This is a genomic window from Nocardia sp. NPDC057353, from assembly GCF_042667085.1.
GTDB lineage: Bacteria > Actinomycetota > Actinomycetes > Mycobacteriales > Mycobacteriaceae > Nocardia.
The window spans coordinates 1-11,468 of sequence record NZ_JBHVAK010000005.1 but is presented as its reverse complement, the minus strand read 5'-3'; the positions used below and the strand labels follow the sequence as shown (position 1 = coordinate 11,468).

13 protein-coding genes are annotated in these 11,468 nt (G+C 73.7%); all 13 read left to right on the top strand.

The window, feature by feature from the left end; all coding sequences use genetic code 11:
- Positions 1 to 125 precede the first annotated feature (125 nt).
- The 13 genes from ACFUUZ_RS03955 (at position 126) to ACFUUZ_RS03895 (ending at position 11,435) form a co-directional block, all read left to right on the top strand.
- Positions 126 to 1,763 (top strand): hypothetical protein, encoded by a 1,638-nt coding sequence (locus ACFUUZ_RS03955; protein WP_378692300.1) that lies wholly within the window; start codon positions 126 to 128, stop codon positions 1,761 to 1,763.
- A gap of 67 nt (positions 1,764 to 1,830) precedes the next feature.
- Positions 1,831 to 3,108 carry a hypothetical protein gene (locus tag ACFUUZ_RS03950; protein WP_378692298.1) on the top strand — a complete coding sequence of 426 codons (1,278 nt, stop codon included), beginning with the start codon at positions 1,831 to 1,833 and terminating at the stop codon, positions 3,106 to 3,108.
- Between the two features lie 143 nt (positions 3,109 to 3,251).
- Positions 3,252 to 5,135: a hypothetical protein gene (locus tag ACFUUZ_RS03945; RefSeq protein WP_378692297.1), complete on the top strand. Its 1,884-nt coding sequence runs from the start codon at positions 3,252 to 3,254 to the stop codon at positions 5,133 to 5,135.
- A 13-nt stretch (positions 5,136 to 5,148) separates the two neighbouring features.
- A complete protein-coding gene (locus ACFUUZ_RS03940) occupies positions 5,149 to 5,919 on the top strand; it encodes an ESX secretion-associated protein EspG (RefSeq protein ID WP_378692295.1) in 771 nt (256 codons plus the stop codon).
- 126 nt (positions 5,920 to 6,045) lie between these two features.
- The gene (locus ACFUUZ_RS03935; RefSeq protein WP_378692293.1) at positions 6,046 to 6,342 is read left to right on the top strand and encodes a hypothetical protein; all 297 of its coding nucleotides are present in this window, start codon (positions 6,046 to 6,048) and stop codon (positions 6,340 to 6,342) included.
- A 29-nt stretch (positions 6,343 to 6,371) separates the two neighbouring features.
- The gene (locus ACFUUZ_RS03930; protein WP_378692291.1) at positions 6,372 to 6,671 is read left to right on the top strand and encodes a YbaB/EbfC family DNA-binding protein; all 300 of its coding nucleotides are present in this window, start codon (positions 6,372 to 6,374) and stop codon (positions 6,669 to 6,671) included.
- A gap of 111 nt (positions 6,672 to 6,782) precedes the next feature.
- The gene (locus ACFUUZ_RS03925; RefSeq protein WP_378692289.1) at positions 6,783 to 7,097 is read left to right on the top strand and encodes a type VII secretion target; all 315 of its coding nucleotides are present in this window, start codon (positions 6,783 to 6,785) and stop codon (positions 7,095 to 7,097) included.
- Positions 7,094 to 8,449 (top strand): hypothetical protein, encoded by a 1,356-nt coding sequence (locus ACFUUZ_RS03920; RefSeq protein WP_378692287.1) that lies wholly within the window; start codon positions 7,094 to 7,096, stop codon positions 8,447 to 8,449. The genes ACFUUZ_RS03925 and ACFUUZ_RS03920 overlap by 4 nt, the downstream gene beginning before the upstream one ends.
- A gap of 57 nt (positions 8,450 to 8,506) precedes the next feature.
- Positions 8,507 to 8,839, top strand: coding sequence for a PE family protein (locus tag ACFUUZ_RS03915; protein ID WP_378692285.1), 333 nt, complete (start codon positions 8,507 to 8,509; stop codon positions 8,837 to 8,839).
- Positions 8,840 to 8,879: 40 nt separating this feature from the next.
- Complete coding sequence (locus tag ACFUUZ_RS03910; protein WP_378692283.1) at positions 8,880 to 9,899, top strand: PPE domain-containing protein; 1,020 nt, start codon at positions 8,880 to 8,882, stop codon at positions 9,897 to 9,899.
- The gene (locus ACFUUZ_RS03905) at positions 9,896 to 10,687 is read left to right on the top strand and encodes an ESX secretion-associated protein EspG (RefSeq protein ID WP_378692281.1); all 792 of its coding nucleotides are present in this window, start codon (positions 9,896 to 9,898) and stop codon (positions 10,685 to 10,687) included. Before ACFUUZ_RS03910 ends, ACFUUZ_RS03905 begins: the two co-directional genes overlap by 4 nt.
- Positions 10,688 to 10,795: 108 nt before the next feature.
- Positions 10,796 to 11,095, top strand: coding sequence for a WXG100 family type VII secretion target (locus ACFUUZ_RS03900; protein WP_378692279.1), 300 nt, complete (start codon positions 10,796 to 10,798; stop codon positions 11,093 to 11,095).
- Between the two features lie 46 nt (positions 11,096 to 11,141).
- Positions 11,142 to 11,435 carry a type VII secretion protein EsxR gene (locus tag ACFUUZ_RS03895; protein ID WP_378692277.1) on the top strand — a complete coding sequence of 98 codons (294 nt, stop codon included), beginning with the start codon at positions 11,142 to 11,144 and terminating at the stop codon, positions 11,433 to 11,435.
- Positions 11,436 to 11,468 lie beyond the last annotated feature (33 nt).

Sequence of the window (11,468 nt, the reverse complement as noted above, 5' to 3'; positions counted from 1 at the left end):
CGCACCGGCCGCTTCCGCCCCCGTCGCCGGGCGGGCCGCTGTGCCAGGATTGAGGCGGTATTCCGGTCCCGGCACCGAGGGGCGCCGCGCGGCGGCGTCCGCACGAACGAGGAGAGGGCTACGACGTGACGAAGCCGGACGAATCCGACCAGGGCCGCGCCGAGCCGAACCCCGCTGCGGGCGAGCAGGTGCCGGAGCAGCGCACCGATCGCCCCGGGACCACCGCGTCGGATCCTGAAGCCACCGCATCGGATCCTGAAGCCATCGCGTCGGGTCCCGGAACGCCCGGACCCGGAACCCTCACCCCCGACGGCGACGAACCGTCCCCCGACATCACCCTCACCCTCGGCGACCCAACCCCACCTGACCCGACCGAACGCGCGGCAGCGCTCTCCCGCGACCTGGTCCGCGCACTCGCGAAGCTCGGCCCGCAGGGCTGGCGCCGAATGGACGCCGTCTTCGCCATGACCACCGCCGCCGAACTCGCCGCCGTCACCTTCTACGACGACGCGGGCCGCGGCGTGCGCACCCAGCCCTCCCCGGAGACCCTGGCGGCAACGCGCGAGCTGCGCGCGGTCTCCGCCGAGCTGCGGGATGGCCCGTGGTGGCGGCTCCTGGTCGCGCTGCGCAGCACCGGCGAGGTCGAGCTCGATCACGACTACGGCGACGAGCCGTTCCCGGAGGAGCACCTCTTCCCACCGGAGGCCTACCGCGCCGACCTTGCCGCGTACCCGCGCGCCGCGCTCCCGGTGTGGCTGGCCGCCTACCTGGGCCACGGCGGGCGGCAGCAGCGCTCGCCGCGGGACGCGGCGGCGCAGGCCCGCGCGGACCGGGCGGCGGGCATCGCGCCGGTGCGGTCGGAGCGGGATTTCCCCTCTCTTACTGAGCTGTGGGCTCGGTGGGCGGTGATGGCGGCGGCCTTCGTCGCGGCGGGTTCGCCGTGGGGGCCGCGAATGCTGCCCGCGCTCGGCGTCTTCGAGGGCTCCCGGCGCAGCGGCTCCTCGCTGTACACGCTGCCCGGCGGCCGGGCGGTGCTCTCCGGCGGGGTGTGGGATTCGCCCGAGCTCGATGCCGTCTACAACCACGGCGCGCCCGCGCCGAACTGGTACGCGGGCGCGCCGGAGTGGGTCGCGAACCCGGTGCTGAACCCGAGGGCGGTGAGCGGCATGCTGTCGTTCTGCTACTGGTGGGACGGCGGCTCCTGGTACCGCGGCGAATCGCCGGCGGCGGACCGGCTCGCCGCCGCGGTGCCCGGCATCTGGACGGCGGAGACCGTGGTGGACGTCGTGGCGGGGCTGCTCGCCGACGAACCCACCGAGCGACAGCGGGAGAGCGTGCGGAACCTGGTGTCGGCGGCCGAGATCGGGGTGGTCACCGCGGCCACGCTCACCGAGGTCTTCGGCGCGGACGGCGATTTCGACGTGGACAGTGCGCGCTACCAGCTGACGATCGCCGGGGTGCTGCTCACCGCGCCGGAGCCGCTGGCGGAGGCCGAGGCGCTGTCCCTGGTGCGCAGGCACCTGATCGGCGAGGGCGCCGACACCGCGCGCTACCCGCTGGAGCGGCTGCGCGCGGACCGGCTCGCCGTCGGCTGGATGGTCTACGTGCCGACCGCGCCCGGCGAGGTCGCCATCGGCCGCGCCATCTTCTACGTGGCCGACGACGGCGTGCTGGAGCAGTCGTCCTCCTCGGTCGCGCCGTCGATCTACATCGTTGAGTTCGAGCGCCGCTTCCACCGCAGGCAGGGCTCGGTCGACGCGTGAACCGGGGCCGCGCCGCGGCCACGCCCCGCGCACGGGGACAGCAACCACGAGGGGAAGAACTCGAGTCATGACCGGGCCGAACCAGACCCGAACCGAAGCGCCGCGCGCCGAACCCGATGTCGGCTTCAGCCTTGCCGCAGGCCCCGGAGCGGCGCCCGCCGCTGCCCCCGATCCCACCGCCGCGGCTCCTTGGTCCGCTGCGGCGGCGCCGAAGCCCGTGCCGGAGGCACCGGTACCGAGCGACCCGGCGGCCGAGTGCACCGAGTTGAGCCGCGCCATCGCCAGGGAGATCGCCGCCGCGGGACCGGCGGGCTGGCACCGCGTCGAGGCGGTTTTCACCATGACCGTCGCCGCCGAGGCCGCCATCATCGTCTTCTTCGACGAGCAGGAGCGGGCCGCGCGAGCCATGCCGTCGGAACAGCTGCTGAACCTGGTCCGTGCGCACCGCGAGCGCTCCGCGCAGGTCAGCGACGGGCCGTGGTGGCGCTACCTGTTCGCCCTCGACAGCGCGGGCAGCCTGCAGGTCGACCACGACTTCGGCGCGGAGCCCTTCCCCGAGGACCAGCTCTTCCCGCCCGAGGCGTACCTGGCCGACCTGGCGGCGTTCCCGCGCAGCCGGATTCCGGTCTGGCTCGGCGCCTACCTGCACCACGGCGACCGACAGTCCCGCACCCCCGCGGCGGCACGGGCCGATCACCTCGCCCATCGAGGCGCGCCGGTGCCGGAGGCGGAGCTGCCCGAGCTGCCGCTGATCTCCGCGCGCTGGGCGGTGCTCGCCGCGGTCTTCGTCGCGATCGGCTCCCCGCTCGGGCCGCGAATCCTGCCCGCGCTGAACTGGTTCGCGGGCTCGACCCGCAGCGGCTCCGCGCTCTTCACGCTGCCGGGCGGGCGCGCCGTGCTCTCCGGCGGGGTGTGGGAGGCGGCCGCGCTGGACGCCGTCTACAACGGCGGCGCCGAGATGCCCGCCTTCTACCGCGGTGCCCCGGAGTGGGTGGCGAACCCGGTGCTCGACCCGCGGGCTGCCACCGGTTCGCTGTCCTTCTGCTACTGGTGGGAGAACGGCCGCTGGTTCCGCGCGGAGTCGCCGCCCGCGAGCGAGATCGCCCCCGCCGTGCCCGCCATCTGGTCCACCGAGAGCACCGCGGGCATCCTCGCCGCGCTGCTCGCCGAGGCCATGGGGATGGACGCAACCGCCGCCGCGACGGAGCTGGTGATCGCCGCGGAAACCGGCGTGGTGCACCGCGATGCGGTGCGGCGGCTGCTCGGTGCCGACGAACGGCTGGAGCTGGAGGCCGGGCTGCTGCAGCTCTCGATGGCAGGCGTGGTGGTCACGGGGGAGGGGTGAGCGCGCGCCGTTCAGGCATCGAAAGCTGTACACGCGCCGTTCATCTGCGCGAGCCTAGAATCAATGACACTGCACAGGACGAGCGCTGTGGATTGCTCGCGATGCGCGGAACGGAAGCCGACGATTCGCTGGGAGGGTGAGCGATGGCGGATTCGACCCCGACTCCCTGGAGCGGCCTGCAGAGCGCCGCGGGCGGCGGAGTCCTGCAACTGGACCCGGGTGTGCTGGAGGGGCTGGTCAACGCCGCCAACGGGGCCAGGGTGCGGGTGAGCACGGTGCGCGGGCAGGTGGGGCTGATCGATCGGCTCGCCCCCTTCGCCGACGTGCTCGCCTCGGCGGACATGCTGGCCCGCCGATTCTCGACCAAGGGCCAGGATTTCGGCCGGATCCTCGATGATCACGTGCGCATCCTGGACGACCTGAACGAGACCTTCATGGCCGCCGCGCGCACCTACATCGACAACGAGAACCGGGGCAGCGCCCAATTCGAGATGCTGCGGCAGCGGATCATCGACCACCGCGCCCCCACGCTGCTCGACACCCTGACCGGCCGCCCGCCCCCGGCCGACCTGAGCTTCGACAACGATCGGCACACCCCGTCCGGCGGCGCGCGCACCATGCAGCCGACCTGGAACGAGCCGGGCAACCGGCCGGAGGAGAACTGGGGCTTGCCGCCCGGGCTGGTGAACCAAGCCGGGCTGCAGTTCGATCCGCAGGCCGGGCTGCACGCCGAGGAGCCGGGTTCGATCGGCTACGAGCAGTACCAGGCGATCCGCGATTCGATTCTCGGCGGCAAGCCGACCCTGGCGGCGCAGGCCGCCGCGGACTGGCGCTGGCTCTCCGGCGAGCTGCGCAGCTCGTTCAGCATCCTCACCACCCAGATGTCCGGCACCCAGGGCAGCTGGACCAGCACCGACGGCAACGGCGCCGCGGAGCGCGCCAGGCAGGCGGTGCAGGCGTACGGCACGGGCGCCGACAATCTCATGCGCAGCATGAACGCCATCGGCGATGCGCTGGAGTACACCTCGGAGTGGCTGTACAGCACCGGCGCCGGGCTGGCCGCCTTCGTGGCCGCCCCGCAGCCCGCGAACGTCGACCCCACGGTGTTCGCCGCCCAGGTCAGGCAGGCCGCGCTGGCGCACTACACCCGGGTCATGAACGACACCTACGTGCCCGGCGTCGAGCACACCGCGCAGGTGCTCGCGGTGCTGCCCGACCCGATTCCGCCCGTCACCGGCGACCGCCCGACGCTCACCGGGAACGAGAGCGGCGGGCAGCAGGGCGGCTACGGCGGCAGCGGGCGGCAGTTCGCCGGTGGCGGCGGGCCCGGTGGCGGACCGGGTGGGCTCGGTCCCGAGGAGCTGGCGTTCGCGCAGCAGGATGCGCAGAGCCAGGGGGGCGGAGACGAGGGGCTGGGTGGCGCGGGGGAGCCCGGCCTCGGTGACACCGGCGGCGTGGGCGGGCAGGAGCCCGGCGCGGACGGGCTGACCCCGGAGCAGCGGCAGGCACTCGGCGGCCAGGACGGGCAGGGCGGCGGCAATCCGCTGGAGCAGCTCGGGCAGCTCGGCCAGCAGGTGAGCGAGGCCGGGCAGCAGCTGCTCGACGGCGCGCAGCAGGCCGGGATCCCCGCGGGCCTCGCAGGCATGCCGAACCTCGCGCACCTCGCGGACCTGCCGGAACAGGCGCGCAAGCCCGGCGGCGCAGGCGGCGGTGCCGGGGGCGGGGTCGGCGGCGGCGCGGGCGGCGGCCCCGGCGAGCGGGCCGCCAACCTGGACAAGGCATCCAAGCTGTTCCCGCGCGCCACCCCTGTCACCGCCGAGCTCGGCATCGGCACCAAGGCGGGCGTCGCCACCGGCGGCATGCCCATGGGCGGCATGCCGATGGGCGGCCCCATGGGCGGCGCGGGCGGCGCCCAGGGCGGCTCGGAGCGGGAACACAAGCGCGCCGAGTACCTCGACTCCGACGAGTACCTGGAGGAGGCGTTCGGCGAGGCGCCGGTCGTGGTCCGGCCCGTCGTCGATCTGTGAGCGGGCGGCCCCGATGACCCGCAGCTGGGAGCTCTCGCCGCTGGAGTTCACGGCACTGTGGACCGAGCGGGCGGAGTGGCTGCCCGAGCCGTTCGAGCACCGCACCGAACCGGGGGCGACCGCCGTCGAGGCGCGCGAGTGGCGCGCCGCGGCGGTGGCCCGGCTCCGGGAGCGCTGGGGCGGCGAGCTGGACGACGTGCTCGCCGCCGTCGCCCGCCCGGACATCAGGGTGATGGTGCTCGGCGTCGGCATCGCCGACGCGACCCGGATCCGGGTCCTTGCCACCCGCACCGCCGACCAGGGATACCTGATCGTGCAGCGGCCGGGCGCCTCCGCCGACGAGGCGGGCGGCTTCACCGTGACCGAGCAGGACGTCCTCGAGCTCGGCGGCGCGGTGGCGGGGGCGCTCCCCGAGCGCGCGGCGGGCAGCCGCTCCGGTCTCACCCTGGCCGCCCCGGCCGCCGACGAGCACCTCGACCACGGCTACCACCGCTCGGTGGTGCGCGACGTGATCGACACCAGCCCCACCGGCGACACCGATTTCGGCCGCGCCGCAGCCGATCTGGCGGGCACCGTCACGGTGCAGCAGGGCACCTCGCGCTTCGGGCCGCGCGGCATCAGCACCGTGTACCTGCACTGGCGCGACCTCACCGACGACGGCAGATACGTGGTGGTGCCTGGCAATCCGCCGACCGTGGTGCCCGCGGGGCCGGACCGGCTGACCAGTCTGCTGAACGCGCAGATCGCCGAGATCGTCAGCGCCATCCGGGACGACCGCGCGTGAGAACTCAATGACCACAACTGGCGCCGCGGCCATCCGGATGCGATCCTCGAAGCACTCACGACGGGAGACAGCGTGACGAAAGACCCGGCGCGACAGGATTTTCCTGCCGAATTCACCGCGGCGACGGTGAACGGAACGATCACCGTGCGCACCACCGAGCACGGGCTTCCGCTCGGCGTCACCCTCGACCCGGACCAGCTGCGCCGCGACCCCGACCAGCTCGCCGCCGAGCTGCTGCGGCTGTGTAGGCAGTCCGCGGCCCGCGCCGGGGTCGCGCGCCGCGAGCAGCTGAGGGAGGCGGGCTTCACCCCGGAGATGCTGGCGCGCACCGGGCTTCCCACCGAGCGCGATGTGGCGGCGGCGGAGATCATCGCCGAGCAGGAGTACGAGACCGAGCCGCAGAGCTGGCTGCACTCCCTCTAGTTTCCGATCGACACCGACAGGAGGCGCCCGTGGTCGAGACCATGGACGAACTGCTCGCCCGGGTACAGAACCAGATCCACCGGCTGCGCGATCTGGGCGAGGCGATGGGCGACGTGCGCGCCACCGAGACCTCGCCGGACGGCGCGATCACCGTCGAGGTGGACGGCAACGGCGCGCTGCTCGACCTCAGCTGCACCGCCGCGATCGGGCGGCTCACCCCCGCCGAATTCGAAAGCGCTCTGGTTTGGACCGCGCGCGCCGCCGCGACCCGCGCGTTCGCCGAACGCGGCGCGATCATCACCACCTTCAACGCCGAACAGCCGGGGTAACCGTCCTCGAGTAGTCATCAAAAGTTAACCGTCGGTCGTTCGCCATTCCGGATCACCGGTCGGTAACGTTGAGCGAAACATGGTGCCATGTTTCGGGATTGGACGAGAGTCATGAACCACGTCGCAGTAGTACCGGATGCGCTTCGCCGGTACGGTGATGCGTCCGCGTCGATGGCAACGGGCATCGCCACCGCGGGGACGGTCGACCAGGCCGCCACCATCGCCGCCGTCGTGCCGATCTTCGGCCTGATCGGCCAGGAGTTCCTGGCCGCCTACGCCTTCGCGCAGGCGAACCACCTGTCGTCGCTGCTGGAGCTGGCAGGCGTGCACGCGGGGACCGCGCTCACCGCCCACGAGGCCGCGGCCACCTACGAGGCAGCGGACGCCGAGTCCGGGGCGGCCATCGGAGCCGTCCAGGAGCTATGACCACGCCGGATCCGGGGCAGGGCGGCCCCCCGCCGCTGGATCCGACGCTGCTCGAGCTGCTGCGCGGCAGCGCGCTCGCGCCCATGCTGGACCGCCCGGTGAACGACATCCTGCACGACATCGGGATGCCGGAACTGCCGCAGTTACCGGCGATTCCACCGCTGCCAGGGCTGCCGCCGCTGCCGGTGATCGACCTGAGCGCGCTCATGCGCCCGCTCACCGATCTGGCCGCGGCCTTCGGCACCGGCAGGCTGCCCGACCCGCAGCCGCAGCCGGTCTTCGCCGACCCGGCCGCCGCGCCGCCGCCGCCCGCCGACCCCACCCAGATGCTGCAGAACTCGGGCGCGGTGCTGCAATCCGCGGTCCAGCTCGGCACCACCGCGCTGCAGGCCGTCATGCAGGTCTGGCAGAGCATGGCCGCCGAGCAGGCCGCCGCGAAGGCCGGACAGGCGCAGGCCGACGGCACCGAGTTGGCCGCGCAGAGCGGCCAGCAGAAGCTGATCATGGGGAACGGCGCGACCAGCGTGTTCATCGGCGCCGCGGAGCTGGCCGCGGTGATCGCCAAGTTCTCCGCGACGCTCGCCGCCGCCCCGCTCTACGCGACCAGCGGGCCCGGGATGGCCTTCCTGGTCGCCTCGGCGGTGGAGTCGGCGGCCGAGGGCGTCGCGATCACGGTGAAGACCAAGGGCGAGATGCTCGGCCACAGCTCGAGCATGACCGCGGCGGGCCAGAAGGTAGCGGTGACCAGCGCGCCGACCGGCGTCGACGGCGCGCAGCAGCTGAGCAAGCTGCTCGGGTTGCTCGGGCCGCTGCTCAGCTCGGTCTCCTCGGTCGCCGGGTCGGTCGCGCAGGCGACGCAGAAGCCCGCCGATGTCTCGCTCACCGCGCCGCGGACGCTCACCGGCGCGGCCACCGCGGACGAGCAGCAGGCACCGGCCGAGCCGATCGCGGCGGGCGGCGGCGGTTTCGGCGGTGGCGGTGCCGGCATCGGTGGCTTCGCCGCCGCACCGACGCCGCTGAGCCCGTGGTCCGGCACGAAGACCGCGGCCGGCGCGCCCGGCGGAGTCGGCGCGCCGAGCGGCCAGCAGCCCGCGAGCGTGCTCCCGGCGAGCACCGTCGCCGGTGGCGGCCCCGGCGGCGGCCTCATGCCGATGGGCGGCGCGGCGGGCGCCATGGGCGCGGGGCTCGCCAGGGACGGCGAGTCGAGCACCGACGCGCTGCGCGGGCCGATGGTGAACGCGGGCAACGGCGACGAGGTCGTCGGCCGGATCGACGGCGTCGCGGTGCCGGTGGTCGGCGCCACCGCCGATCGACCCACCGAGCCACCGCCCGACCGCGACCTCAGACTCTGATCGTCGGAACTCGCTCCGGCGACGGCGGAAACGACCACGTACCACCAGGAGGCAGGGATGAGCACCGAGCAGGGTTTCGACGGCGTCCGGTTCGATCCGGCGGCCGCGGCGCGCGCGTCCAGCGGACTCGATGTGCTGGCCGACCGGCTGGCCACCGAGCTGCAGGCGGTGGAGGCGGCGCTGCGGATTCCGCCCGCCGGGATCGACGAGGTCTCCGGCCGGGCCGCCGAGACCAGCAACGACGTCGCCGCGGCGTACCTGAGCAGCGCGCAGGCCGGGGTGCACGAGGTGCGCAAGCTGGCGGCGGCGCTGCGCGCACAGACCACCGATTTCGACAAGCTGGAATCGGACACCGTGGCCAGCCTCGGATCCAGTACCGGCACGGCCTGAGGCCCGCTCCGGCTTCGTCGTCGAAAGGCACTGCGCAGCAATGATCGAACCACCGCAGCCCGGTTTCACCGGCGTCGTCTGGGAGGCGAGGCCGCCGCAGAAGCTGGCCGAGGACCTCGGCACCGGCCCCGGCTCCGTCCCGATGGCGGAGGCGGCGGCCGCGTGGGGCAGGCTCGCGGCGGCGTTCGGCGCGGCGGTGCTGGAGTACGAGCACGTGCTGCACGAGCTGCGCGGGGCCTGGCAGTCCGGGGCCAGCGGCGCGGTCATCGAGACGGTCACGACGCTGCGGCAGTGGCTGATCGATGTCGCGGCCGCGGCCGCGGGCAATGCCGCTCGGATGCAGGCCCAGGTCGCCGCGTACGAGATCGCCGCGCTGGCGATGCCGAACCTGGTCGACATCGAGGCCATCCAGCAGGCCCAGCGCACCATCGAGAGCATCGGCGCCGCCATGGGCGCGCCGATCAAGGCCATCGCCGCGCAGACCGACACCGAGACCGACCAGGCCAAGGTCGTCGCCTCCAGGGTGATGCGCAACTATGAGGCCGCGACCGAGCCGCTGGCGCTGCCCTGGTCGCAGCAGCATCCGCCGCGGATCGCGCCGGAGCAGCCGCTGCAGGCCGAGCAGTCGGCCCAGTCGGCCGCGCGCGAAGCGAGCGCACGGGAGATCTCCACGGTCACACCGTCCTTCGCCGTTCCGCCGATCAACGTCGCGGGGCTGATCGCGCTGCCGCCGCGGGAGCTGGGTGCCTTCCGCGCCCCCGCGGTCGCCTCGGCCGCCGCCGCCGGGGTGGAGGTGCAGCCGCGCCCGGCGCCGGTGCCCGCCACCGCGCCCGCGGGCCATGGCATGCCGATGACGCCGCTGGCCCAGGCGGGCGGCGCACAGGAGAGCAGCCGCTTCCCGCGCGCGGGCATCCCGGGAGCCACCGACGACCACCTCGCCGAGGAGACCGGGATGCAGGCCGCGCCCGCCGTGCTCGGCGGCACCGTCGCGGGCACGGCGGCGGCCGTCCCCGATGCCGCGCCCGCCGAGCGGCTCCGGCAGCTGGAGGGCAGGCCGTGACCACGCTGACCAACGACGGGCTGCTCGCCCTCGCACAGCGGCTCGGCGTGCAGACCATGCCGCTGGTGCTCGCCGTCGGGCCGCGCCACGACTCCTACGCCGAGTGGCAGCGGGCCCAGGCCGAGGCCGTCACCGAGCTGACCGGCGCTGGGCTGCTGGACGGGGCGGGCGAGGTCGCCGACGACATCGCGGCGGCGCTCTTCGTGCTGGCGCAGCCCGAGTGCCAACTGGCCGCGCGCACGATCACCGCCGACGGGGTCCGGCGCAGCTGCCTGGCCCGGCGGGGCGAGCAGCACGCGGTCGCGATCCGCGACGGCGACACCTACCAGGTGCGCTCGATCTGGCTGGACGGCTCCAACGCCGCCGCGGGCACCCCGCTGCTCGCCGCGCTCGACCCGTGCCCGCCCGCCGCCGTCCCCGCGCTCAGCGCGCCCGCCGACGAGCTGGCGGCCCGGCTGGACGCCGCTGAGACGGCCGACGACTACATCGATGCCTGCTACCACTCGGGCGCGCCGGAACGGGACGCCGTCGTCCTCGGGTCCGCCTTCGCGGCCACCCGCGCCTGCACCGAAATCGTGGCGCTCGCGCACGGGGACGGGGTCACCACCCGGGCCCCCGGCGCCGTCGCGGTGTACGACACCGAGCGCGGCCGGATGGTCGCCGCCCCGTCGGTCGCACCGGACCAGCGCCTCTGGACCACGGTCACCACCGGCTCCGACCACCGGGTCGCGCATGCCATCACCGCGCTGCTCGAGGGGCTGCCCGGGGGGAGGTGGCTCGCGCACTAGCTATCGAGTCACAGCCGGTGGCTGTGGCACATGACCGTGGGGCTCGGCCGGTGCGCGGCACCGGCGGAGTTCGGCACCACAAAGCATTCACCGAGAAAGGTCACAGACATGAGTCTCACAGATCTGCCCGGCGCCGGGGCAGGCGCGGTCGGCGTCGAATCCGCAGCGATCAGGGGTGTCGAAGCGGAGATGATCGCTTCGATCGGTCAGCTGAAGACCGCCGTCAACTCCGTCGCCACGGCCGCCGGCGATGCGGCCAAGGGCTGGCAGGGTGACGCGGGCGACAAGTTCCGGAAGGTCGCCAAGGACTGGGAGGACGAGGCCGCCAATCTGAACACGAAGTTGGACCTGTTCCAGCAGGCCGTCGAGAGCGCCCGCGCGACGCTCGAGACGATGGATCAGGCCTGATCTCGGCAATCCTGCACCTCATCCGATCCACGAACAGGACTGATCAATGACCATTCTTTACGACCCCACCACCATGAACGCGCTCTACGATGAGCTGGCGCGGAACGGCCAGAACATCGCCAACGAGATCGACCAGCTGATGCAGCAGGCCAACAACTACGAGGCCAACCTCACCGGTGACAACGGTCGGGACGACTACGTCGCCAAGAAGACGCAGCTGTTCGACGAGCTCGCCGACACCAAGGTGAAGCTGGATCAGCTCGGCGCCGAGGTCGAGAACGCGCTGGCTCGCGCGCTCGAGGCGGACGGCAAGGTCGGCGACGGCTTCGCCTCCTTCTGATCGCGAACACCCGAGGCCGGCCGGGGCGCGCCC

Bases quoted from the DNA above. Each gene is read 5' to 3' on its own strand.
- ACFUUZ_RS03940 (WP_378692295.1), top strand. From the start codon at position 5,149: ATGACCCGCAGCTGGGAGCTCTCGCCGCTGGAGTTCACGGCACTGTGG.
- ACFUUZ_RS03910 (WP_378692283.1), top strand. From the start codon at position 8,880: ATGATCGAACCACCGCAGCCCGGTTTCACCGGCGTCGTCTGGGAGGCG.
- ACFUUZ_RS03895 (WP_378692277.1), top strand. From the start codon at position 11,142: ATGACCATTCTTTACGACCCCACCACCATGAACGCGCTCTACGATGAG.
- ACFUUZ_RS03925 (WP_378692289.1), top strand. From the start codon at position 6,783: ATGAACCACGTCGCAGTAGTACCGGATGCGCTTCGCCGGTACGGTGAT.
- ACFUUZ_RS03945 (WP_378692297.1), top strand. From the start codon at position 3,252: ATGGCGGATTCGACCCCGACTCCCTGGAGCGGCCTGCAGAGCGCCGCG.
- ACFUUZ_RS03920 (WP_378692287.1), top strand. From the start codon at position 7,094: ATGACCACGCCGGATCCGGGGCAGGGCGGCCCCCCGCCGCTGGATCCG.
- ACFUUZ_RS03950 (WP_378692298.1), top strand. From the start codon at position 1,831: ATGACCGGGCCGAACCAGACCCGAACCGAAGCGCCGCGCGCCGAACCC.
- ACFUUZ_RS03915 (WP_378692285.1), top strand. From the start codon at position 8,507: ATGAGCACCGAGCAGGGTTTCGACGGCGTCCGGTTCGATCCGGCGGCC.
- ACFUUZ_RS03900 (WP_378692279.1), top strand. From the start codon at position 10,796: ATGAGTCTCACAGATCTGCCCGGCGCCGGGGCAGGCGCGGTCGGCGTC.